Consider the following 24,202-nt stretch of genomic DNA (forward strand, 5'->3'; position numbering starts at 1 on the left):
TAGCTGCTACAGGGCCACGGATGCCAAAGATTTTCACAGATCCATCCGGCAGACAATACCAATGATGGCCACAGATGATCAGCTACGCTGATGGTGCAACATAATTCAACATGGCGTAACCTTAGTGCCCTGTAGTATTAGTGCCCTGTAGCCTTAGTGCTACAGGGTTGGCTTAAGCTGAAGTAGTTATCTATCTTTGTTCTTCGATGCAAGAACAAGCAGTAACTCTTCCCACTTCTCAGAAAATCTACTTCGCCTCCGATTTCCACCTTGGCGTTCCCAATCACGAAGCCAGTCTTGTCCGTGAAAAGAAGATCGTCGCATGGCTGGAACAGGTAAAGAAAGATGCGCATTCCATCTATCTGTTGGGAGACATCTTTGACTTCTGGTTTGAATACCGGCAGACTATCCCAAAAGGATTTATAAGATTGCAGGGGAAGCTGGCGGAACTAAGAGATGCAGGAATCCCTATCTACTTCTTTACAGGAAATCACGATATGTGGATGTTCGACTACTTTCCTAAAGAGTTCGGCATACCGGTGTATCGTGAACCGATTCTCCTCAAAGCAGGAAATCAAAAACTTATCGTCGGCCACGGCGATGGATTAGGCCCAGGAGAGACAGGCTACAAGATTCTTAAAGGTTTTTTCAACAGTAAAGTGTGCCAGTGGCTGTTTGCCAGGATCCATCCAAATCTCGGCATGGGCATTGCTAATTTCTGGAGTAGGCAGAGCCGCATCAACAACATGAAATCCGAAGAACATTTTAAAGGTGAGGAAAAAGAGTTCCTGCTCCTGTGGTGCAAGGAACAGGAGCAGATCGCTCATCACGATTTTTATGTTTTCGGTCATCGTCATATTCCACTCGATCTGAAAGTGGGTGAGAACAGCCGATACGTCAATATCGGTGAGTGGGTGCATGGCTCAACCTACGGAGTATATGATGGTAGGAATTTTGAACTCAAAACTTTCCAGGGATGAGGTTCATACTACTCTTCCTCATCACTCTTATTCTCATTCCGGGAGCCATCGCCCAGAATAATAAAAAGATCACATTCGAAACCAAAGGAGATATCATCTGGGCAGGTGTCGACAGGCCGGGCGATCTGTTTCTTGTCTTGCAAACAGGAGAAGTTCTGAAGTACGACAAACAGGGAAAGAAAATCGGTAGTCACAGTTTCAAAGGACCCCCTACTCTGCTTGATCCATTGGATGGCGTGCAGTCATTCTATTATATGGTTGATGGAAATCATTATGGAAACATTTCTTCCGATCTTATGGAAGTAACAAAGTTTCCATTGGATCCTGCGTTTGCCATCAACCCATGGTTAGTGGCTCCTTCTCTTCACGAATTGTGGATCCTCGATTCAGCGGACTTCAGCATCAAAAAGACAAAGATGAAATCCTCCAGCATTTCACTGGAAGCAATACTGATTCATCTTCCTACCAAGAAGGTGAAAGATTACGTTTACATGCGCGAGTATCAGAATTATCTCTTTCTGCTGGATAAGAATTCAGGCATTCATCTTTATAATGCTTTAGGAAAGTTTGTTAAAACGTTTGGCGAAAAAGATCTTACCTATTTCAACTTCCTTGGCGAAGAGATCTATTTCATGAAGGACAAGCAACTGATCTTTCTGGATCTCTTCAATGATGAAAGGAGATTCGTGCCACTGCCGATGGCTTGTAAATTTGCTTTGATCAATGAAGACAAGCTCTATGCTGTCGAAAGCAACCGGGTGACGATACTCGATTTTAAGCCTTATTAATTTCCCCTCCAGATTGATAACATTTCGATATTGACTAGCTTAGTGGCCCTGAGCCATGAAAGAATTTCAACTGAGTTTTGAGAAGAGAGAGAAATATCTCTTCATAAAGGGCAAGGGCGAAAGAAGCAACCTCCAGGAAATTCTCGACAGCACCAGGGCATTCGCCAAAGTGGTGGAACAAACCGGCAGCACTTTCCTTCTGGTGGATTACACCGAAACCAGAACCCAGCTTTCCAACAACGATATCTTCAATATCACCCGGCTGTACGAAACGCAGACTCCCGTATTGCAAAAGCTTTGCCTGAGCATCATCATTCCAAAAGACGAGCTCTCTTCCGAAAAGTTCTGGGAAGACATCTGCAGTCAGAGGGGATTCAACTTCAAGATCTTCGTCGATAAAATGATGGCTGAGCAATGGCTGTTATTGCAAATAAGGAATTAGCGTGGCAACAACATATTTCCTTACCCGCGTTGCCATTCTGAATTTAGTTTCTGTATTTTTCAAGATGTCTAAAGTTGCTGCCATCCTTGCGATAGCTTTTATCGCCGGTACATCCGTGTGCGCAGCACCTATAAAGATTGACAGCCTTGAGCGAATCCTTGCAACGCATCCTGTAGATTCCGTTTCCATTGACATCTACTGTCAGCTCTCACAAAAATACCTTCCCTCCAAGCCGGATACGGCCAGGAAATATGCAGACATGGCTCTCCACCTTTCCCAGTCCAAAGGATACAGGCACGGAGAAATTGTTGCTCTCAACTGTATTGCAGAATATGAATACCGCCAGGGGAATTATGCCAGTGCCGTTGAGCATAGCATGAGATCACTTAAGTTCAGCGAACAGTCGCACGACTCAGTGGGAATGGCCATGTCCAACCGCGCGCTGGGTCTCATCTATACTTTTGGCTTCAAGCAATATGATGTGGCACTTCAATATCAGCTCAATGCTCTCAAGATCTTCGAACGCAAAAAGGATAAAAGGAACATGGCCTCCTTTTACGGAAACATAACATGGATCTATGCCGGGCTCAATCAGAATTTAACAGAAGCTCACAGACTGGCATTGCTTGGACTTGAACTATCAAAGTCACTGAACGATCCACAGCTTGTAAGCTACAACTATAATTCACAGGGACTCATTTTTTTACAAGAAGGACAATATGACTCTGCTCTTCAGAATCTTCAACGATCCATACAGGCAGGGATCGAAGCCGATGATAAAGCGGTTGTCGCATACGACAAGAGCATCATCGGTCAGGTCTACCTGAAACAACATCGCTACAAAGAAGCCATCAGCAAGTTCAACGAGGCCATTGATGAAAGTCGCCCGTTGCACATTCTTGAAATATTGAAAGATTCATACGATGGACTTGCGAAAGGATATGAAGGCATCAGCAACTATCCTCTCGCCTATCACAACCACATGTCGTACATGCATCTGCGGGATTCATTGCTGAACTGGGAGACCACTCAAAAAGCAATGCTCACCCGACTTGAGTTTGAAGGACAGAATAAAATCGAAGAGCTTGAATTTGCCAACGAACAGGAGAAGAAAGAGCAGCTCATCTATGAAGTACTGTTTGGAATAGTCCTCGCCTTCTTCATTGCAGTGGTGCTTCTTGCCGCGAGGAATAACCGTCAGCGGAAAGAGACTAACCGATTGCTTCAGGAGAAGAATCAGGAGATCGCCGAACAAAATCTGAAGCTTAAAGAAGCTAATGATATCAAGGACAAGTTCTTCTCCATTATCAGTCACGATCTGAGAAGTCCGCTGTCGAGTCTAAAAGGTTTACTGAGTCTGCTGGCGGGAAATGAGATCAACGACCAGGAGTTTAAATCTTTTGCACCCAAGATCAACCAGCGACTCACTGGTGTAAGCGAGACCCTTGAAAATCTTTTGCACTGGTCGCAATCACAGATGAAGGGAATGTCCTACAACCCCACGACGATTCCGGTAAGGGTAGTGACAGAGAAATGCCTGTTATTGTTTCTGGAGACTGCCGCTGAGAAGAAGCTCACGTTCTCGAATGATATCCCAAAAGATGCCTCGGTCTATGCAGATAAGAATCAAACGGAGCTCATCTTCAGGAATCTCATCCACAATGCGATCAAATTTACTGTCAATGGTGGCTCGATCTCCATCACTTCTGAAATCACTGACGATCACGTGGAGATCCGCGTAAGCGACACCGGCATTGGAATGTCGAAAGAGCAGGTTGAAAATCTCTTCGACAATGTTACAGCCCGCACCACCCATGGCACCGATGGTGAAAAAGGAACCGGCCTCGGACTTCTTCTCTGCAAAGAGATGGCAGAAAATAATGGCGGCAGATTACTGGTGACAAGCGAAGCTGGAAAAGGAAGCACCTTTCATGTCTTCCTCCGCAAAGCCTGACTTCATCATCACATCATTCGTATTTTAGAGTATCCACCGGATTGGACTGCGCGGCTTTCAGTGCCTTCAATGACACCGTCGTTATTACAATTCCTCCGCTAAGGATAAATCCCAATGCAAAGAATACCGGGTTCCATGGAATACGGAATGCAAAGCTCTGCAGCCAGCGATCAACGATGAGATAAGTAAGCGGTGCTGACAACACAAATGCTATGACCACGAGGTAAACATATTCCCGTGAGATCAGGTAAAGGATATTATTCACTGAAGCACCCATTACTTTACGGATACCGATCTCTGCCAGGCGTTGCTCAGCAATAAAAGATATCAGTCCATACAATCCCAGCACGGCCGTGAAGATTGAAAACAATGAGAAGATCATGAACACATTGCTCAGTCGCTTCTCTCCCTCATAGACCTTATCGATCGACTGGTCAAGGAAGTGAAACGCAACAGGTTTCTCTGATTCAAACTTCTTCCACTCTGCTTCTATGGCAGCCAGTGCTTCGTTTGTTTTTCCTTTCTGGATCTTCACTGCCGCATACCAGTTTGGAGAACCGAACCAGATGATGATCGGATCAATCTGCTTTTGGAGCGGCTCAAAGTTGAAGTCTTTCACCACTCCTATCACGGTTCCCTCTTTTACCTTGCGGAATGTGTGATCCAGTGCTTTCCCAACAGGCTCATCCCATCCATAGGTTTTTACAAATGCTTCGTTGACTAAAAAACCTGAAATAGAATCGGTGGAATGCTCGCGTGAATAGTCTCTCCCCTTGACGATCTCCAGTCCCATTGTTTTTACAAAGTCGTGTGTCACATTCAGGATCTTTACAAACTGCGGCTTCTCCTGACCTTCCACTGTGAAATCCATAAACTGTACCTCGCGTCCTACCGGTTCTGACACTGATGAAACACTGACGATAGAATTCTGAGACAGCAGGTTTTCTTTAAAGGCATGGTATGATTTGACCAGCGCTGTCCCGCGAATGGTCAACATGATCACCTGGTCTTTGTCGTAACCCAGGGATTTGTTTTGTATGAATTGCAGTTGCTCATAGATCACAATGGTGCCGATGATCAGAAAGATCGAGATGCTGATCTGTGCACCCACGAGAATTTTTCTGAAGCTTGCTCCGCCTTCGCCCGGCTTCCACACACCTTTAAGTACACGCTGCGGTTCAAACGATGCAACAAAGAATGCGGGATATGCTCCGGCAGTCACTCCGACCAGTGCTGTGAATAAAACAATGCCGCCGATCAGCCCGATGTTTTCCTGAAAAGTAAGAGTGAGTGAAACTCCCAGCAGGTTGCTGAACAATGGAAGCAATGCCTGCAGCATAAAGAATCCAATGAGCAACGATATCATGCAAACCGCGATCGATTCAAAAATGAATTGCATGCGCAGTTGTGACTTGAGTGCACCCAGCACTTTGCCGATACCGATCTCCTTGTATCGGCGGGAGGCCGTTGCCATGGTGAGGTTGATGAAGTTGATCGCGGATATGATCAGCACGAGGATGCCTACTGAAATGAATATGTAAAAGCTTTTGATATCACCGTTGGGACTAATGTCGGTGTTGTAGTCAAACTCAGAATACAAGTGGATCTTGTCGAGCGGCTGGAGATAAAATTTAGCGTCGTATTCTTTTTGAAAGTCCGGTATCCTGTCGGTGGCGATCTTGTTGAGACCCGCCTCCACTATTGCCACCTGTGCCGGGTTGTCGATCGTGAAATAAGTCCAGAACCAGTCAACATTATAACCTTCCAGCACTTTGGGACTTCTGAATACACCCGATCCACCCATGGCAGACATGGGGATCACAAAGTCAAACTGAAGATGAGTATTGGATGGAAGATCTTTTAATACGCCGGTGACTTCGAGTTCGGTGAGGTTGTTGAACTTTACATTCTTACCCAGGGGACTATTCTCACCGAAATACTTTCTTGCGGCTGTCTCGGTCATGACCACCGAGTTGGGATGGCTTAATGCCTTTGCGGGATTACCTTCCAGGAACTGAAAGTTAAAAAGATCAAAGAAGCTGGAGTCTGCAAAGATCACTTTGTCTTCATAGAAGATCTTGTCGTCGTAGCGGAAGGTGGGCACCATCCGTGTGTACTTGTAGTTAAAGATGCGTGTATAGTTTTTCACATCACCGAAGCGCTCCACGACTTCGGGTCCAAACGCAGGAAAGGAAGTGGGGATATGATTGACCTTTCCTCCTACGGATGAAGAAGCAGTGATGCGATAGATCGATTCATGTTTATCAAACATCTTATCATACCCAAGCTCATGCTTCAGGTATAAAGTGATGACGATAAAGCAGGCAAGGCCTAAAGAAAGTCCCAGGATATTGATGGCGGCATGCGTTCTGTGACGTTGCATATTGCGGAGCATCATTTTCAGCGTGTTCTTCAGCATGAGTGGAGTGTTATAGTTTTCAGAGAGGATCACTTTATTCTGGAGATCGGTCCATTCGCGGGGGTCGATCTTTTTGACAACTTCTTCATACGCTTTCTTGAAGGCGACACCGCCTTTCATTTTAAGCTCGACGTCACAGCATACGTCGTCTACCAGTTCGTCGAAAAGGCTATCATCAGCGATCCCTTTCTTCTTGAGATCGTACTGTATGTAGTCGATGTCGGTAACGGTGAGAAGCATGGTTAAAATTTCAATACCAGGTTCATGGCTTTCGCAAAATCAAAATAGCTTTTCAGTTCGGTGGACGCTGTCTTGTTACCCTCAGAGGTGAGAGAATAATATTTGCGGGCGCGACTGTCGATGATCACTGTTTTGGTGGTGAGGAGACCTTCCGCCTCGAGCTTGTGCAGGGTTGGATAGATGGCGCCGAAGGTGAGCTCGATCTCATTGCCTGAAAGCTCTTTCACACGTTGGGTCATTTCATATCCATACATGCGCTTGTTTTCGGACAGGAGCCTGAGGATGATGATGCGGAGTGTGCCTTTGATCAATTCTTTTGAAGCCATGGTTGCTGGTTAAAACGATTATACGGGACATATATAAGAAAGTTATATATAATTCAAAAGCAGATCTGGCCGGATGCTTTTCTGGCCCTTGAGGGAATGGTTTTTGTCATTGTGGACGAAAAGACCTTAAATGAAAACCGATCAGAAATTCCGCCACGACGCATCCACAACCGCCCGCAAGCAACGCAGGATCCAGGATGTAATTGATGTTGTCGACAAGAAAGTAAAACCCAAAGAATCCACGAAAGCCATGCAGGCGGGAGCGCGGAAATATCCGGAGCCGCCCTTTTCAGGAAAACATCTTACCAAGCCGGGAAGGGAAAGTGCGCTGATCGATGAGCCTCTGTACGATGCACCTTTTTATAAAGGATCGGATAAACTGAAAGACAAGGTTGCCATTATCACGGGTGGAGATTCGGGAATCGGAAGATCGGTGGCGATACTCTTTGCGCGTGAAGGAGCCGACATTGCCATCCTCTATCTGAATGAACATGGTGATGCAAAGGACACGCAAAAGGCGGTGGAGAAAGAAGGAAGGAAATGTATGATCATCTCCGGGGATGTTTCAGACGTCGCTTTCTGTAAACATGCGGTTCAATCCATTGTGAAAGAATTCGAAACCATTGATGTGCTGGTCAACAATGCTGCCTTTCAGCTTCATGTACCTGAACTAAAATATCTTTCAGAAGAACATTTCGACCTGACGATGAAAACAAATCTTTACGGATACTTTCATATGATCCAGGCATCCATTGAATTTATGAAGCCCGGAAGCAGCATCATTAACACCGGATCGGTCACAGGACTGATGGGAAACAAGAATCTGCTGGATTACTCATTAACAAAAGGAGGCATTCATGCTTTGACACGTTCACTGGGAACACATCTCATCGAAAAAGGAATACGTGTGAATGCTGTGGCACCGGGACCGGTATGGACACCTCTCAACCCTGCAGACAAAAAGAAGAAGAATATCAAGAAGTTCGGTAAGGATACTCCTATGAAAAGACCTGCACAGCCGGAAGAAATTGCGCCTGCGTATGTGTTCCTGGCTTCACCACAATGCTCCAGTTATATTACCGGAGAGATCCTGCCGATCATCGGAGGTTATGGCGGTGGATAATTTTTTCTATCTTAATCGTTCATAGAAAATATAAGATGGGTTTTTCGACAGGAATCATTGCAATCAAGGGAGATCATCGCGGCCGCGCTACAGAGATATTCAAAGTCTTTAATTATGATAACCACCACCGCGAAAAGCACTTTGAGCATTGGGATGAAGTCAGCGAATACCTGGACGCCCATTATTTCGAGCTGGCAAATAAGGAGATAGGACTGCGTGCTATCTGGGTGGACAACGACTGGACGTTGATCTGCGATCCGGAGCTGGTGGATCCGACAGAAGAAATCAAGCTGGCAAACCTTTCAAAGCTTTTGAAGGCGGAAGTATGGACCTTCCTCATTCAAACCACTTCTGAAACTTTTAGCTTTGCGAAATATGATCAGGTCAATGTGAGGAACTTTCTTGTCAGTGGAAAGAGAGTTCATGAAAACAGCGGCACCCCCCTGGCGGAAGAAAAGGGATACAACATCAATGAGAAGTTTTGTGTAGGTGAAGTTGCAACGCTGAGCAAGAAGCTGGGGATAAATATTAACCCGGATATTCAGACGGACTTTGTGGTGATGGAGTTGGATTATGATGACGAGCTGAGGGCGCAGTTGGGGATATGAGCCTTGGGAAAGGCCTTAGCGAAAACAGTGATCACGGATTCACCGATAAAAAAAGCTTTTGCTTCTGCTAAATTGTCCCGATAGATATCGGGAGACACGGATGCAGCTAAAGCTGCAGAAGCATAACCAAGAGCGCGACAGATGCCTGCATCGGCAACCATTTCAACGCTAATTAATTTAGAAACCATTAAAATGGTTGAGGTGAAATAACCAATCATCATGGTTCCACGGTTAAAACCGTGGGCTATAACATTATAAAAAAAAATAATCCAATCTGGAACATTTAGCACTGCTTGAGCGTACTTTCTGTTGTCATTCTGCACACGCTTTGATTTTATAAGCCGGAGTCTGAAGAGGTTATTTTACGGTTAGTCATAACGCGTAATTCAAGGTTATAATCGGCAAAAATGACCCTCCACCCTAGGTTTTACCTAGGTTCTGCCTAGGTTCGAGCTAGGTTCAGGCTAGGTTCTACCTAGGTTCAGGCTAGGTTCAGGCTAGGTTCAAGCTAGGTTCTGCCTAGGTTCAGGCTAGGTTCTGTCTAGGTTCAGGCTAGGTTCTTCCCAGGTTCCCACTACTCTTTTCATAGGCTAATACCGGATTAGTATCGGATGATATCCCAATGAGTATCCTATTCGGGTGCATTTGTGCTTTGTTGTAAGTGGCGATTGATATCGAAAAAATGCTGGACCACCCTATAACACCAAGGCTATAGGGTGTAGCGGATTCACGGATGAATTGCTTTTACTTCATATACTGGATTGACACGAATGCAGCTAAAGCTGCGGAAAGTATATGAACAGCGTTTGCTTTAGAGCTCAACTCATGGATACAAGAATGCTTTCAAAATGTAATCGTTCATAATATTGTTGCGTACCTACGGCACGCTGGTCCAACTTAATCATTCGATTTCTACAAATATTGGGTCCCTCCGGGACCAGCATCGACTTAAAGATCACATTGGGTTATTAGATAACGGATCTATAGCACTTACCTCCTGAATCTATCATTACCGTTTGCTAACGGTCCCGGAGGGACCAAATCGTTGGGTTATTAGATAACGATCTATAGCACTTACCTCCTTAATCTATCATTACCGTTTGCTAACGGTCCCGGAGGGACCAAATCTTTGTAGTCAATGTAGTCCGGAATCTGCACCAGCGTGCCGTAGGTACGCAACATTCTTTACAATGAATTTCATTCCCATCAGCGTAGCTGATCATCCGTGTCTATCTAACATCTGAAAGCGGTTGGTGAACACCAACCTAAAGCAATGATCCCAAACCTAGTTACCAATCATTACAAATGCCCCCCAATAATATGGATGCTTGAATGTGGTGCGCAGCTTTGTCATCGCACTGGTGAATGAATCAGATCGTGAACCTCCATTCTGCCATTGCTGATAAAAATTTGTCATCAGTTCCTGTGTCGCCTGATCGTCCACTTTCCATAAAGACATCAACACACTTTGTGCTCCTGCCGAACGAAAGGCGCGCTGTAATCCATACACTCCTTCACCAGCTTTCACCTGGCCCAGTCCCGTCTCACAGGCAGACAACACCACCAATTCTGTTTTCTGCAGGTCCAGGTTCATCGCTTCATAGGCTGTCAGAATTCCATCTTCGGATTGAGCATTCTCCTTTCCTGTTGAAATTGTTTTCCCCGCACCCGCAAGTAATAATCCGGAACGAAACAATGCATTGCTCCTGAGCATCGATCCTGACATCCCTGTAATGCCTCTTTCATTTCCGGATGTTGCTGCATCATCCATAAAGAACCCATGCGTTGCAATGTGCAAGACCTTTGGTGAATGAAGGCTCTTCAGATTTTCTTCAGAGGCCTGCCTTGACATCCACTTGCTCACCGGAGATTTTTTACTCAGAAAAACTTTCTCAATGCCATTGATCTCCGCCTGCGTGCCCGGTAACTCTGATACAACCGATCCACTCATGAACCGCTGGCTGGTGTCACTCTTCAGCACTTTGAAATCCATAAGGGAAGTCAGGTTTGAATTGGCAGCCGCAGTTCCTGAAGCATTGTAATCAGGGAAACCAACAAGAACAATCTGTGACGCTGTAGCCACCGGAGCCTCTTTCAGCAGATCAGAAGTATTGCCCACCAGCTTGATCTTCATTTCATCCAACAGATAATTTCCCGTCTCTGTATTGTAAAGTGTATTGAGATTGATTGAGTTATAGACTCCATCCGGGGAGAAATAAATTGTCGTTGCGGACTTCAGCTTCTCACGAATCGGTTTCCAGAACATGTTATAAGAATACTGATCCTCGAGTTTTGATTTGATCGCATTTCTATAATATGGCAGATACCTCTTCTCCAACTGGTCGCCATTATTGAGCAATACCCATTGAGGGTTATTGATCGTCTCCGGTGTCAGTATCAAGGCAGCATAGATTACAGGATTGTTGTATGTGAAGTTGAAAACTGAATCTGATTTGAGCTCTACATTATACACTGTAGATGTTCCTTTCCTTTTCAATTTCAGCTTTGCCGGATTCGCACTGATCAGATCACCAATCTGTTCAACGGTTTTACCTTTCGTGGTCTGTCCATTGATCTCCATGAGCTGATCACCTTCTTTAATTCCGGCACGATGAGCAGGCGTACGACTTGATAATACTATATCTACATTATAAAAATCATTTTCAACAGAATCATACTGGAATCCCTTGCCGATATAATCGAATTCGTAGACAGGTCGTGCATCATAGAGCCTTACAATTTCCACCGCCGCCTCTCCCGGCTTAAGCTTCTTTTGGATCTGTTTCCAGTCGGGACGTGCCGGCAGCAAGCTTGTGAACTGCTCGGATCTTTTTGTGAGACTCTTTTCAAGTTCATTCACACTTGCCTCCATTAATTTTTCATTGATGCCCGCTGCTTTCTTTTCATCATCTCCCATTTGATACACCTTTGAAAGCACATCTTTTCTCATGAGCCAACGATTATACAGTGCCTTCAGACTATCATCCTTGCTGGCCAGGATGGTCTCCCTTACTTTATTGGTAGATCGGAAAAGCAATCCTTTCGTCATCAGCTGAAGATTATAGAACTCACCCATTTCTGACGGGTTCTTGTCGGCATAGTGAATGACAAAAGAGTTGTACTTGTTGAACGCCTTTTGAATACTTGAATAAAATGCCGTCTTCTCACGCTCCGACAGGGAAGCAAAAAAGTTGTCGACTTTATAGATTGACAATTGATTCAGTTCGCGAAAAGCAGCAATTGATTTTTCCCATTGATTGGAATGATAGTAGAATACGGCAAGGTCAGAAAGGATCGCGGCGTATCGCTCGCTCTTCATGCCATACGTTCTTGCATAGAAATCCTTAACTTTTAGAAACAACGGTTCTGCTTTGGCATAATTAGCCCGCACCTGGTAGTTGATCGCCATGCTGCTGAGCAAACTAATGTAGGTTGCTTCATCTCCTGACTTTTTAATCTCAGGCTCCACCTGATCATAGATTTTCTCTGCCAGCGGGAAAAGTTTCATGGCATGATACATATCCGCGAGCACCTTGTCGGTAGTGACATACTCAAGACTTCCGTAGCCGAAGACAGTCTCTTTATATCCCAGCACTTTATAGTAAAGCTTCTCTGCTGTTTTGAAATCACCCCAGGCTTGATAAATACCGGCTACTCGCGAAAGTATGTTATAATACTGTTCATCATTTTCTTTCTTGTTCGCATCTGTTCTTATTTCATCCAGTATATCAAGAGCTTCATCATAATAGCCTTTGGCAAGACCCAGCGAACCAACGGTTTGATAGAATTCACCTTTATTCCAGGTAGCAAGAATGGTAGATGGATGAGTGCGTCCGAGTTTTTCATGAGCAATTTTATCAGCTTCCAGCAGGATCACTTCTGCACTGGAAAAATTTCCGATCTCGCGATAACAATATGCCATTCCAAGATTAATATCCACCAGAGCGGAATAATCGTTCTTTTTGATAAACGCGGAAGCGATCATTCCCGCACTCTTCTCAAATAATCTGATAGCCTTTACATACTCCGAGTTTTTAAGATACCGCCCCAACTCTTCTGCTTCACCCATTGACTCATTCAGTCCCAATGCTTCGATCACATCGCTTTCATCTTTTGCAGAAAAAGATTTTACAATCTTCTGTGATTCTTCCATCTTCCCCTGCTTCTCCAGGATTCCCGCAAGGAAAAGATTCAGCAGCTTGTAATCCTTGTCATCCTTTCCGTACTGCTTCTCAAAGGCAACAATGGATTTTCTTACCAGGGCTTCCGCTTTCGGATAATTTCCTTTCCAGTAATTATAATTGAGGAGTTCCATCTGGCCATCATCATAGGTTCGTGGATCCACACTTGCCCATTGCTCATTTATCTTTTCGTAATCTGAAAAGAGCTTATCCGCAACAGCATCATACTTCTTCTGTGCATTGTAAGCTTCAGCCTGATAGTAAAGACCTTTCAGGTAGACGATTTTATTGGCATCTTTTATTGGCTCCAGCACAACGCGTGCTTCTGCAAGGCTTTTCAGACCCCGCTGTGTCTGACCGCGTTCTGCAAGTAAGCGTCCGTAAACAATCAGACAGCGCGCATAGTATGCATCCTTTTCATTTTTCTGACTCTTGATATTGAGATACTCTTCACAATACTTTTCAATGCGATCAAAATTATTCTGTGCCTTTTGGCTGATGGAGAACCATGCCCAGTCGGTGATATGAGAAACATATGCAGGTTCCGTTACCGGAAGGACATTGGTTATTTTTTCAAAGTAATAATCAAGTGAATCTTTCTTTCCGAGCTCATACAAATAATCAAGAGTATGCTTCAGATCCCAATAGTAATTCCAGCCTTCAAAAAATTTATGCCGCTCGCGTTCTGCGGCAGCCATTTTATAAAGTCTGATAGAGGTCGTTAACTTTTTCTGATCGCCAAAATACTTGGCTATCTCTTCCGTGAAGCTTACAAAGTCTTTTGAATCGTCGCCGGTAGATTTAAGAGTATGATGCACTTTCAACGCATCATTGTAAGATGATTCTGTTTTTGCAGGTTGATTACTGTCTTTATAAACGTAGGCAAGCGACCAGTAGACATTCCGCAGCTGTGCAGAGTTAGGTCCGAAGGCTTTGGAAGCTGCATCCCTGGCTTTCAGGAAAAGTTCTTCGGCTTTGGGATAGTCTTTCGATCTCAGCGCTTCCTCCGCTACAGGATAAAGCTTATTGAAGTCAGCGAGCGCTGTACTTTGAGATAGAACATTGAATGTTGTAAGACAAAGGAAGAGAGCTGATAAGACACGCATGCCAAATAAGGGTTTGCATGCAAATTCATTGTATTACAAATGAGATAACATCCGCAGTTCTGCGTATTTACCTGATTTGATTAATAAGTTGATTGGGTGATGAGCGTTTTCCAGAATGAGAAAACCCTTAAGAGACCTGGAGGCAAAAGACTGATTAAGGGATAATTCAGCAATTGGAAAAAACTCCAATCACCAAATTATCTAATTACTGAATCCTCAAATTATTTCTTAGCGGCTGCTTTCTTAGCCTTGAATTCTTCCTTGATCTTCTCAATATCTACGCCTTGGGCAACTGGCTGGAAATTCTGAAGTTTCAGCGTAAGCCTTCTGCGGGCTGATTTGGCTCTGTCTTTGCGGTTTTTGCGCTTGAGTCTGGTTACTCCCATTGTCTGTTCGTTTTAAAGAGGCGCAAAATTAATCTTGTTTCTTGGTATTACAATGCCTTGCGTGATTTTATCAGGATTCCCGCACTCAAAAAGGCCTAATTCCAGCGAATACTGTTAGTTTTAGCCCGGAAATTATGGACAAACCGACACTCCCAAAAGGCACCCGTGACTTTGGCCCCGAGCAGATGGCCAGGCGACAGTTTATATTCAACACGATTCGCGTGGTGTTTCAAAAGTATGGCTTCCTGCCCCTCGAAACTCCTGCCATGGAGAATCTCTCTACCCTTACCGGGAAGTATGGTGAAGAGGGTGATCAGTTGTTGTTCAAGATCCTGAACTCCGGTGACTTCCTAAAGGATGCCGACGCTTCCGAACTGGCAAGCAAAAACTCAAAACAAGTTACCAGCACTATTTCCGAAAAAGGTCTCCGGTATGATCTCACGGTTCCGTTTGCACGCTTCGTGGTAATGAACCGTCATGAGATCGCGTTCCCTTTCAAACGCTATCAGATCCAACCGGTGTGGCGCGCCGATCGTCCTCAAAAGGGGCGCTATCGTGAATTTTATCAGTGCGATGCCGATGTTGTTGGAACTGATTCATTGATCTGTGAGGCCGAGATCATACTCATGATCCGTGAGATATTCAAAGGACTTAATATTAAAGACTATACGATCAAAGTCAATCATCGTGGCATCCTTTCAGGACTCGCAGCATTGACGGGATCAAAAGAAAAAGAAGGATCTCTGTTCGTCGCTATCGACAAGCTGGACAAGATCGGTGAAGAGAAAGTAAAAGAGGAACTCACTGGAAGAGGATTTGATCCATCATCCTTAAAAAGTGTTTTCGACATTCTTAATTTCAAGGGAAGCTCAAAAGAAAAGATAGACTTTCTTAAAACCACTTTTACATCCAACGAGCAGGCCCTCAAAAGTATTGACGAATTCAGCCAGGTCCTTTCATTGCTCAAAGACTATGGCTCCGATGATCAGCATGTTGAATTTGATATTGCTCTTGCACGCGGATTGAGTTATTACACCGGATGCATCTTCGAAGTCAAGATCAACAATGTCGCGATCGGCAGTGTCAGCGGCGGCGGCCGTTATGATAATCTCACGGCAGTATTTGACTCAAAGGAGAAAAGCTCAGGTGTTGGAATTTCTTTTGGCGTGGATCGCATTTACGATGCCATGGATGAGTTGAAACTTTTCCCTGAAGAGGCAGAAGTTTCTTCCAAAGTTTTAATCTGTCATTTTGATGAGGCATGCCGTACGTATGCTCTTTCCATTGTCGGGCGCTTTCGCGAAAAAGGAATTGCTGCAGAAGTTTATCCCGATATGGTAAAGGTCCAGAAGCAATTGGATTATGCCAATAAGAAAAAGATCCCGTTCACTCTTATCATTGGTTCTGACGAAATGAAAACCGGCACGCTCACGTTCAAAAACATGAAGACCGGTGATCAGCAAAAGCTATCATTGGCTGATATTGTTTCTAATTTTTAATTGTGTCATCATAATTAACAACTCGTGCATCAGCATACTATCTCTTCCAAGGTTCTTACGCTCGCTGATCTGGAAAAGATCCTTCAGCCGGATTCCCAGTTGACGCTATCGGAAGAATCCAAAGGGAAGATCTTAAAATGCCGCGAATACCTCGACAACAAGATTGCTACCACCTCACAACCACTCTATGGTGTGAATACCGGATTCGGCTCTCTCTATAACAAGAACATTTCAAGGGAAGATCTTGAACGACTTCAAGATAATCTGGTGAAGTCACATGCGTGCGGCACAGGACCGGAGATTCCGACAGAGATCATTCGACTGATGCTCTTCTTAAAAGCGCAATCTCTTTCTTATGGTTACTCCGGCGTTCAGGTAGAAACCGTCCAGCGCTTAACTGATCTTTTTAACAAGAACATTTTTCCCAAGGTATATGAGATGGGTTCACTCGGTGCTTCCGGTGACCTTGCTCCTCTCGCACATTTATCATTGCCTTTGATCGGGCTGGGTGAAGTAACGATGGAAGGAAAGACTTTTTCTTCCAAAGAGATTCTGGAGAGATTTAAATGGCAGCCTCTTCACTTCAAGGCAAAGGAAGGTCTTGCATTGTTGAATGGCACTCAGTTCATGGGAGCCTTTGGTGTGTGGTGTGTGATCAGTGCTAACCGTTTACTAACGCTTGCCAACAGGATCGGTGCTTTATCACTCGATGTATTTGATGGGAGGATCGAACCTTTTGATAAAAAAGTTCATGCTATCCGTCCACAAAAAGGTCAGGCGAAAGTTGCTGCCGACATCAAAAGAATACTGGAAGGAAGTGCACTGATTGCTCAGACAAAGAAACATGTGCAGGATCCATATTCATTCCGTTGCATACCGCAGGTTCATGGCGCGAGTCTCGATAGTATAGAATATGTAACGCAGGTTTTTCTTGCTGAGGTTAACGGAGTAACTGACAACCCGAATATCTTTCCGGAAGAGGACGAGATCATTTCGGCTGGTAATTTTCATGGTCAGCCGCTGGCACTGGCACTGGATTTTCTTTGTATCGCTGTGGCGGAACTGGGAAGCATTTCCGAAAGGAGAACTTTTCAGCTGATCAGCGGTTCGCGTGATCTGCCCAATTACTTAGTTGCCAATCCTGGTATTAACTCCGGATTGATGATACCACAATATACAGCAGCCTCTCTGGTAAGTCAGAATAAACAGCTCTGCACACCGGCTTCCGTTGATTCTATTGTTTCGTCCAACGGACAGGAAGATCATGTGAGCATGGGGGCGAATGCTGCATTAAAAGCGTATCGCGTTGTGAATAATGTCTTTTCGGTGCTGGCCATTGAATTAATTACGGCAGCGCAGGCTTTGCATTTCAGGCGCCCGGTGCAAACTTCACATCAATTGGAAGAATTTGTGAATACTTTCCGTAAGGTTGTGCCGTTTATGGAAACAGACCGTTTGCTTCATGATGACATGACAAAGGCGGAAAAATTTCTAAAAGAGATTACCTTGAAAGAATAAACATAGTGAAAGAGAGAAGCTTACTTATTGTTTTGTTCTTAACGATTGCAGCAACAGCGATGGCGCAACCATATGTAAGTCGTCTGGGTCGCTTTCAGGTCGACCAGAGAAAGATGTGCGCCGGCTATACGATCACCCTTACCAATCTGTTAAGTCCGGGTGTAGAGTGTACTCCTGGTAAGCCTTGTGTCATGAATTATGAAGGCGCCAATATTCAACAGCAGTTCACCTATCAATATAACACGCCCGGAACGTACAGACTTACGGTTTTGTATCAATCTCTTGGCTTTGATGACATTACCATTACTGTTGTCCCAAACATTCAGCCCAGTTTTGATATCTATGCCTGTTCCGGAAACGGAGCCCAGGTAAAAGTTCAGGACAGCAACTATGAACAATACGTTATTGATTTTAATAACGACGGAACTCCTGAAGCGGTGATTCCTTTTTCAAACAACGCTACCGCCAACAATACCTTTGCACCTCCGGGGACGTATACGATCGCTGTCAAGGGACGTAATGTTAATTCTGCTGATAACTGTAATGCAAAGACCCAGCCTTTTACATCGTTGGGAGCATTACCGACTCCGGTTATCAATACACTGACTTCGGTGGATGCTTCTTCCATCAAACTGGATTTTACAACTGCTGTCAATGTTCTGTATCGGCTGGAGATTGCAACCAACAACTCTACAACGTTTCAGATCCTTCAAAACGTTTATGGAATCAATACGGTAACGATCCCTGGCCTTAAGCTGGACGAGAATTTTTATTGTTTCCGCCTGACACCATATGATCCGTGTATTCCGGGACCTGCTCTGCCCTCCAATATTGTTTGCTCGGATAGATTTACTGCCACGGCTATCAGTGATTCGAATCAACTGGCATGGGTCACGAGTTCGACGGGTGTTTCCAATTATACCATCTCGAGAAATAACGGTGCTTACTTTACAACCGGCGCGCAGACGTTTAATGATATAGCCCCAAATATTGTCTGCAAGACAAATTACTGCTACCGGATCACTACCAATTACAGCAATGGAAGCAAAAGCATTTCACTTGAAAAGTGTGTGAAGTCCTTTTCGACAAAGATACCGACCCTCATCAATGATGTGAGCGCGTTAGCTGGAGCGGTTAGTGGTGTGGATCTTACCTGGACACAGGATCCAGCATTCATTCCACAGAGTTATTCTGTTTTGAAATCTGTCAATCGGGGTACTTATGATTTCCTATCATCCAGTGGCACTACTAAATTCTCTGACGCAACCTATACGACAGCGGCCAACATCTGTTATCGCATTAATTATATTGATGTCTGTGATAATAACAGTCCCCAGGGGACGCCGGTTTGTCCAATAAAATTATCAGGAACGCTTGATAAGAGTAATGTGATTACACTTCACTGGACTGGTTTTAAAGGATGGAAGAACGGAGTCAATCATTATCAGCTTGAAAAGTACAGTATACAGGGGACGTTGATCCGGACGGTGACATTAACAGATTCTACTTTTGTTGATGATCAGATCGATCTCAACAATCAGCTTGTAAGGTATATTGTAAGAGCGATCCCAAATGATCTTGCGCTTCTTCCTTCGGTTTCAAATGTTGTGGAGTTCATTAAGAATGCAAATCTTTATTATCCGACGGCCTTCACTCCCAACAATGATAATCTCAATGATAAGTTCATTGTATCGGGTCAATATATTTCGAAGATCACATTAAAGATATTTGACCGATGGGGTTCCCTCCTTTTTGCTACAGAAAAAAATGAAGCATGGGATGGCCATCGTGAAGGAAAAACCATGCCTCCCTCCACCTACGTCTGGCAAGTAGAGATCACTGACCTTGCGGGAAGAACTTTCTCAAGAGAGGGAATTGTAGCGTTGCTCGCGAACTGATCTCAGGATCCATACTTCGCACTTAGCACTTAGATTATTATCTTTGCCCCTCTAAAATAGTGCGCCATGCTGGATATGATGAAAATGATGGGTAAGGTGAAGGAGATGCAAACCCGGTTGAAAGAAGCCCAGGACAATCTTGAAAAAATCACAGCTACGGGAGAGACGGGAGCAGGAATGGTAAAGGCAACGGTCAACGGCAAGAAGAAAGTGCTTTCCATAGAAATTGATCCTACGATCATGTCATCAAATGATAAAGTGCTGGTTCAGGATCTAGTCGTTGCTGCTGTCAATCGCGCACTGGAAGAAGTAGACGTCAAGGCAAAAGAAGAAATCAGAAAAAGTACTGATGGGATATTGCCAAATATTCCGGGTATGGATTTTAGTGGCATGATGGGATGACCAGCACGGCCGTTGTTATCCTTAATTATAATGGCAGCGAATTGCTGCGAAAGTTTCTTCCCTCCGTTATTGAGCATAGTGTCGGCGCCCGCATTGTTGTTGCTGACAATGGTTCAACGGATGCATCCATCGAAGTATTAAAGAAAGAATTTCCCATGGTTGATCTGATCTCTATCGGATCCAATCTTGGATACTGCGGGGGCTATAATTTTGCATTAAAGAACATAAAGGAAGAATATTCTGTTTTGTTAAATTCCGATGTGGCGGTTACATCCGGTTGGTTAACGCCACTGGTGAAGCAACTCGATGAGCATCCACAGTCGGCAGCGGTTCAACCGAAGATACTTTCCTATCAGGAGCAAAAATCTTTTGAGTATGCGGGTGCAGGTGGTGGATACATTGATTCATTCGGTTATCCTTTTTGCAGAGGAAGATTATTTTATGCTATTGAAGAAGACAAAGGGCAATACAATAATCCGCAGGAAATTTTCTGGGCATCGGGAGCCTGCCTGATGGTGAAGACCCGGTTGTTTCATGAGGTGGGTGGTTTTGATCAGGATTTTTTCGCTCATATGGAAGAGATCGATCTGTGCTGGCGGTTGCAGCGGGCAGGCTATATCATTTTCTATGATGGGTCCAGCACCATTTATCATCTTGGCGGAGGAACGCTTTCTGTATCCAATCCATTCAAGACCTATCTGAATTTTAAGAATGGGTTAAGTCTTATCTATAAAAATCTTCCTGCAGGTGAACTGGCTATTAAGTTTCCGATAAGAATTGTGCTGGACTGGGTGGCTTCATTGAAGTTTACACTGGCAGGCTCTTTCAAAGATGGAAGCTCTGTGATCCGTGCTCACCGTCACTTCTTCAGTGGCTGGGGAAGAGAGCGCTTGCGTCGTCGGTCGACAGCGAAGTTCCCATATAAGAGGTTACGCAATCAGTACCATGGTATGATCGTGTGGGATTTCTTTATCGCTGGAAAGAAAAAATACAGCCAGTTAAAGGGAAGATAACTCAGGGATAATACCCGAGGGGATCACTAGAAATCAAGCACGGAGCTATTGCTGCGGCGGAGATGCTTTCTCATGTTGAGTATGAAGGCCAATCCGAGATAAACTATGATTGGGGAGCCCATTGTGAGAAAAGAGGCATAAATAAAGAATATCCGGATGCTGGAAGAAGCTATCCCCAACTTATCACCTAAAGCAGAACATACCCCGAAGGCGTGTTCCTGAAAAAAATGCTGCAACCGTTTCATTTGCTCTTCCATGCCCCAAAACTTCGTTTACCTGAGTAAAATGCCTTTTATCGAAGAAAAAAACTATTCGCAAATATAACGCCTTTCGAGGCGGTACCGGATGGCTTCCTCTTTATTTTTTTGACTAATATTGTAAAAAAATGGCGTTAGCCGTAGCTTTGCGGCACGTTTTAGATAACCTTAAAAAACCATCCATGAGAAAAGTAGTATACTTAGTTGTGATCATCGGCATGTTAAGCCTGACTGGTTGCACGCTTCCGCAAATGATTAAACTTGCGAAGCAGCAGAACCTGACGGTGACACCAAATCCGTTAGAAGTACATAAAGACACGGTTGCCTATGAAATTGCAGCGGCATTGCCTGTAAAAATGTTGAAGAAGGGTACCGTTTACACTCTTAATACATTCTACAAGTACGGAGATAAAGAAGTTACACTTCCAACAATCCCTTTCAAAGGAGATGACTATCCAAGTGCTGCTACTGAGCAACCAAAGATCACAAAGAGCTTTACTTTCCCTTACGATCCTGCTTACAAGACAGGTACTCTTCAGGTAGAAGGTGTTGCTCAAAAAGGAACAAAAACTAAAACTACTCCTCGTCTGGATGTTGCGGTAGGTATCATCACCACCAGCAAGTTGGTTCAGAACTCATACTACGCTGCTTTTGCAGACCATGGTTATAACAACAAGGAAGAGATCGTACCAGTTGTCATTCCTGACTTCTATTTCGAACAAGGAAGATCAGTATTGCGCACTTCAGAAATGAAGAGTGACAAGGCTAAGCAATTGGATGCGTTCATCGCTTCAAAGAACATTACCCGCACGGTTTCTATCACTGGTACTCACTCACCGGAAGGTCGCGAGCGTATCAACAGCAAGTTGTGTGAAGAACGTGCTAAGGCTATCGAAAAATACTATCGTGCTCAAATGAAAAAGTACGATTACAAGAAAATGGCTGACTCTATCAAGTTTGTGATCAAGCCTGTTGTTGACGACTGGAGCGGATTCACTGCTGCGTTGTCTGCATATCAGGGAATCTCTTCTGATGAAAAATCTGCTTACATGAACATCGTGAACAACGGTGGTTCTTTTGAAGATCAGGAGAAACAAATGAAGAAATTGCCAGGATACAAGAAGGTATTCAAGGAAGTATATCCAGGATTGCGTACTGCAAAGACTGAGATCCTTACCAAGAAGAGCAAGAAGACAGATGCTGAGATCTCAGTTTTGTCTAAGCAAATCGTTCAGGGATCAGCTCCAGCAGATGGTCTTTCTTACGAAGAAATGATGTACTCTGCTACATTGACTCCTTCTGTTGATGAGAAAATGGCGATCTACGAAGCTGCTACTAAAAAAGGTTCTAACTGGAATGCACATAACAACTTAGGTGCTGCTTATATCCAGTTGGCAATTGACAATCCTGGTCGCGCCGCTGAATTGGCTGACAAGGCTTCTGTTCAAATTGAACTTGCCGCTAAATTGAAGGAAACTTCAGAAACCAATGCTAACATGGCTACGATCGCTTTGATGAAGGGCAATCCTTACAAGGCAGCAAGCTATGCTAACAAAGCTCTTAACGGAGCAAGCAACGACGTAGCACGTGGTGTGAATGGCGTAAAGGGTGCTTCTGAAATCTACATCGCTAAATACGATGCAGCGGTTCGCTCTGAGTCTTCTGCCTCAACTACTGATGTTAATCTTTTCAACAAAGGTTTAGCTCAGCTTCTTTCTAAGGACTATGCTAACGCAGCAAGCTCTTTCAACGAAGCAACTACCAAGAACAGCAACTATGCAGTAGCATACTACGGAGCAGCTGTTGCAGCAGCCCGTTCAGGAAATGCTGACCTGGTTGTTAGCAACCTTACCAGCGCTGTAAAGGCTGATCCAACATTGAAAGACAAAGCTTTGACAGACCTCGAGTTCAGCAAATATGCTTCAACTGAGCCTTTCCGTAATGCTTTGAAATAATCAAGACAACTTTCTTAAAAAACCCCGTCCCAAAAGGATGGGGTTTTTTTATTGCCTGGAAGTAAACCGGTCATTCGGTGATTCGATCATTTTATTTACTTTTACAGCCTTTACAAACAATCGTATGCGCGAAATTCAGTTTCGGGAAGCCCTTCGGGAGGCAATGAGTGAAGAGATGAGAAGAGACCCGAGTGTGTTTATCATGGGTGAAGAGGTGGCCGAATACAACGGTGCCTACAAGGTCAGTCAGGGGATGCTGGATGAATTTGGTCCGGATCGTGTGATCGACACTCCTATAGCAGAGTTAGGCTTTGCAGGTATTGGCGTAGGAGCGGCTGCCAATGGCCTCCGCCCGATTGTTGAGTTCATGACTTTCAATTTCTCCCTTGTAGCAATCGACACGATCATCAACGCTGCCGCGAAGATGTATTCAATGTCAGGCGGTCAGTATAGCTGCCCGATCGTATTCCGCGGGCCTACCGGGAATGCAGGACAACTGGGAGCTCAGCACTCACAAAACTTTGAGAACTGGTTTGCAAACACTCCCGGATTAAAGGTGGTGGTTCCTTCCAATCCATATGATGCAAAGGGTCTTTTGAAGACTGCCATCCGTGATGGTGATCCTGTTATCTTCATGGAGTCTGAGGTGATGTATGGAGATAAAGGAGAAGTTCCTGCAGAGGAATATCTTATCCCAATTGGTGTTGCCGATATAAAACGTGCCGGTACGGATGTTACGATCGTTTCATTTGGCAAGATCATGAAAGTAGCCTTGGCTGCTGCCGTTGAACTTGAGAAGGAAAATATTTCTGTTGAAGTGATTGATCTTCGCTCTGTTCGTCCGATTGATTACGCAACCGTAGTGGAGTCTGTTAAGAAAACAAATCGCCTGGTTATTGTTGAAGAGGCGTGGCCGTTGTCATCCATCGCCACTGAGATCACCTATCATGTTCAGAAGCATGCTTTCGATTATCTCGATGCACCTATCCAGCGTGTTAATAACTGGGATGCTCCCCTTCCTTATGCACCTACTTTGATTCAGGAAATTCTTCCGAATGTTGAGAAGACCATCAAAGCAGTAAAAACGGTACTGTATAAATAATCAGA

19 protein-coding genes are annotated in these 24,202 nt (G+C 44.4%); 13 read left to right on the forward strand and 6 right to left on the reverse strand.

The window, feature by feature from the left end:
* The first annotated feature begins 206 nt into the window (after positions 1-206).
* The 4 genes from HOP08_19310 to HOP08_19325 are packed head-to-tail and all read left to right on the forward strand — an operon-like array spanning position 207 to position 4,164.
* A complete protein-coding gene (locus HOP08_19310) occupies positions 207-980 on the forward strand; it encodes a UDP-2,3-diacylglucosamine diphosphatase (protein NOT77078.1) in 774 nt (257 codons plus the stop codon).
* A complete protein-coding gene (locus HOP08_19315) occupies positions 977-1,768 on the forward strand; it encodes a hypothetical protein (protein ID NOT77079.1) in 792 nt (263 codons plus the stop codon). Before HOP08_19310 ends, HOP08_19315 begins: the two co-directional genes overlap by 4 nt.
* A 55-nt stretch (positions 1,769-1,823) precedes the next feature.
* A complete protein-coding gene (locus HOP08_19320) occupies positions 1,824-2,210 on the forward strand; it encodes a hypothetical protein (protein NOT77080.1) in 387 nt (128 codons plus the stop codon).
* A gap of 1 nt (position 2,211) precedes the next feature.
* Positions 2,212-4,164 (forward strand): tetratricopeptide repeat-containing sensor histidine kinase, encoded by a 1,953-nt coding sequence (locus tag HOP08_19325; GenBank protein ID NOT77081.1) that lies wholly within the window; start codon positions 2,212-2,214, stop codon positions 4,162-4,164.
* 13 nt (positions 4,165-4,177) lie between these two features.
* Here HOP08_19325 and HOP08_19330 read toward each other — a convergent pair whose 3' ends face one another.
* Together HOP08_19330 and HOP08_19335 are read right to left on the reverse strand one after the other, a co-directional pair.
* Positions 4,178-6,823 carry an FtsX-like permease family protein gene (locus HOP08_19330; GenBank protein NOT77082.1) on the reverse strand — a complete coding sequence of 882 codons (2,646 nt, stop codon included), beginning with the start codon at positions 6,821-6,823 and terminating at the stop codon, positions 4,178-4,180.
* A gap of 2 nt (positions 6,824-6,825) precedes the next feature.
* Positions 6,826-7,149, reverse strand: coding sequence for a PadR family transcriptional regulator (locus HOP08_19335; GenBank protein NOT77083.1), 324 nt, complete (start codon positions 7,147-7,149; stop codon positions 6,826-6,828).
* A gap of 130 nt (positions 7,150-7,279) precedes the next feature.
* Here HOP08_19335 and HOP08_19340 point away from each other — a divergent pair, with 130 nt between their 5' ends.
* Positions 7,280-8,272 (forward strand): SDR family oxidoreductase, encoded by a 993-nt coding sequence (locus tag HOP08_19340; GenBank protein NOT77084.1) that lies wholly within the window; start codon positions 7,280-7,282, stop codon positions 8,270-8,272.
* A 35-nt stretch (positions 8,273-8,307) separates the two neighbouring features.
* On the forward strand, positions 8,308-8,880 hold the full coding sequence (locus HOP08_19345) for a hypothetical protein (GenBank protein ID NOT77085.1): 573 nt from the start codon (positions 8,308-8,310) through the stop codon (positions 8,878-8,880).
* Here the strand turns inward: HOP08_19345 and HOP08_19350 are convergent.
* The 3 genes from HOP08_19350 to HOP08_19360 form a co-directional block, all read right to left on the reverse strand.
* Positions 8,844-9,203: a hypothetical protein gene (locus HOP08_19350; protein ID NOT77086.1), complete on the reverse strand. Its 360-nt coding sequence runs from the start codon at positions 9,201-9,203 to the stop codon at positions 8,844-8,846. The genes HOP08_19345 and HOP08_19350 overlap by 37 nt on opposite strands.
* A gap of 962 nt (positions 9,204-10,165) precedes the next feature.
* Complete coding sequence (locus HOP08_19355; GenBank protein NOT77087.1) at positions 10,166-14,167, reverse strand: CHAT domain-containing protein; 4,002 nt, start codon at positions 14,165-14,167, stop codon at positions 10,166-10,168.
* A 221-nt stretch (positions 14,168-14,388) separates the two neighbouring features.
* Positions 14,389-14,553 (reverse strand): hypothetical protein, encoded by a 165-nt coding sequence (locus HOP08_19360; protein NOT77088.1) that lies wholly within the window; start codon positions 14,551-14,553, stop codon positions 14,389-14,391.
* A 134-nt stretch (positions 14,554-14,687) separates the two neighbouring features.
* Between HOP08_19360 and HOP08_19365 the strand changes: the two genes are divergently transcribed.
* From HOP08_19365 to HOP08_19385, 5 genes are all read left to right on the forward strand, one after another.
* The gene (locus HOP08_19365; protein NOT77089.1) at positions 14,688-16,052 is read left to right on the forward strand and encodes a histidine--tRNA ligase; all 1,365 of its coding nucleotides are present in this window, start codon (positions 14,688-14,690) and stop codon (positions 16,050-16,052) included.
* Between the two features lie 24 nt (positions 16,053-16,076).
* On the forward strand, positions 16,077-17,570 hold the full coding sequence (gene hutH, locus HOP08_19370; GenBank protein ID NOT77090.1) for a histidine ammonia-lyase: 1,494 nt from the start codon (positions 16,077-16,079) through the stop codon (positions 17,568-17,570).
* A gap of 5 nt (positions 17,571-17,575) precedes the next feature.
* Positions 17,576-19,468, forward strand: a complete 1,893-nt coding sequence (locus HOP08_19375; protein NOT77091.1) for a T9SS type B sorting domain-containing protein — start codon at positions 17,576-17,578, stop codon at positions 19,466-19,468.
* 66 nt (positions 19,469-19,534) lie between these two features.
* The gene (locus HOP08_19380) at positions 19,535-19,870 is read left to right on the forward strand and encodes a YbaB/EbfC family nucleoid-associated protein (GenBank protein ID NOT77092.1); all 336 of its coding nucleotides are present in this window, start codon (positions 19,535-19,537) and stop codon (positions 19,868-19,870) included.
* A complete protein-coding gene (locus tag HOP08_19385; GenBank protein NOT77093.1) occupies positions 19,867-20,883 on the forward strand; it encodes a glycosyltransferase family 2 protein in 1,017 nt (338 codons plus the stop codon). The genes HOP08_19380 and HOP08_19385 overlap by 4 nt, the downstream gene beginning before the upstream one ends.
* Positions 20,884-20,909: 26 nt before the next feature.
* Here the strand turns inward: HOP08_19385 and HOP08_19390 are convergent, their stop codons facing one another.
* Positions 20,910-21,128: a PspC domain-containing protein gene (locus HOP08_19390; protein NOT77094.1), complete on the reverse strand. Its 219-nt coding sequence runs from the start codon at positions 21,126-21,128 to the stop codon at positions 20,910-20,912.
* 194 nt (positions 21,129-21,322) lie between these two features.
* On the opposite strand from HOP08_19390, the gene HOP08_19395 reads away from it, so the two are divergent.
* Positions 21,323-23,095: a hypothetical protein gene (locus HOP08_19395; protein NOT77095.1), complete on the forward strand. Its 1,773-nt coding sequence runs from the start codon at positions 21,323-21,325 to the stop codon at positions 23,093-23,095.
* A gap of 124 nt (positions 23,096-23,219) precedes the next feature.
* Positions 23,220-24,197 (forward strand): pyruvate dehydrogenase complex E1 component subunit beta, encoded by a 978-nt coding sequence (locus tag HOP08_19400; protein ID NOT77096.1) that lies wholly within the window; start codon positions 23,220-23,222, stop codon positions 24,195-24,197.
* The last annotated feature ends 5 nt before the right edge of the window (positions 24,198-24,202 follow it).

The organism is Cyclobacteriaceae bacterium, assembly GCA_013141055.1.
Lineage (GTDB): Bacteria > Bacteroidota > Bacteroidia > Cytophagales > Cyclobacteriaceae > ELB16-189.

Excerpts from the sequence above, each read along its gene's own strand:
- HOP08_19310 (NOT77078.1), top strand. The coding sequence starts at position 207 with ATGCAAGAACAAGCAGTAACTCTTCCCACTTCTCAGAAAATCTACTTC.
- HOP08_19315 (NOT77079.1), top strand. The coding sequence starts at position 977 with ATGAGGTTCATACTACTCTTCCTCATCACTCTTATTCTCATTCCGGGA.
- HOP08_19320 (NOT77080.1), top strand. The coding sequence starts at position 1,824 with ATGAAAGAATTTCAACTGAGTTTTGAGAAGAGAGAGAAATATCTCTTC.
- HOP08_19330 (NOT77082.1), bottom strand. The coding sequence starts at position 6,823 with ATGCTTCTCACCGTTACCGACATCGACTACATACAGTACGATCTCAAG.
- HOP08_19335 (NOT77083.1), bottom strand. The coding sequence starts at position 7,149 with ATGGCTTCAAAAGAATTGATCAAAGGCACACTCCGCATCATCATCCTC.
- HOP08_19340 (NOT77084.1), top strand. The coding sequence starts at position 7,280 with ATGAAAACCGATCAGAAATTCCGCCACGACGCATCCACAACCGCCCGC.
- HOP08_19345 (NOT77085.1), top strand. The coding sequence starts at position 8,308 with ATGGGTTTTTCGACAGGAATCATTGCAATCAAGGGAGATCATCGCGGC.
- HOP08_19355 (NOT77087.1), bottom strand. The coding sequence starts at position 14,167 with ATGCGTGTCTTATCAGCTCTCTTCCTTTGTCTTACAACATTCAATGTT.
- HOP08_19360 (NOT77088.1), bottom strand. The coding sequence starts at position 14,553 with ATGGGAGTAACCAGACTCAAGCGCAAAAACCGCAAAGACAGAGCCAAA.
- HOP08_19365 (NOT77089.1), top strand. The coding sequence starts at position 14,688 with ATGGACAAACCGACACTCCCAAAAGGCACCCGTGACTTTGGCCCCGAG.
- HOP08_19380 (NOT77092.1), top strand. The coding sequence starts at position 19,535 with ATGCTGGATATGATGAAAATGATGGGTAAGGTGAAGGAGATGCAAACC.
- HOP08_19385 (NOT77093.1), top strand. The coding sequence starts at position 19,867 with ATGACCAGCACGGCCGTTGTTATCCTTAATTATAATGGCAGCGAATTG.
- HOP08_19390 (NOT77094.1), bottom strand. The coding sequence starts at position 21,128 with ATGAAACGGTTGCAGCATTTTTTTCAGGAACACGCCTTCGGGGTATGT.
- HOP08_19395 (NOT77095.1), top strand. The coding sequence starts at position 21,323 with ATGAGAAAAGTAGTATACTTAGTTGTGATCATCGGCATGTTAAGCCTG.
- HOP08_19400 (NOT77096.1), top strand. The coding sequence starts at position 23,220 with ATGCGCGAAATTCAGTTTCGGGAAGCCCTTCGGGAGGCAATGAGTGAA.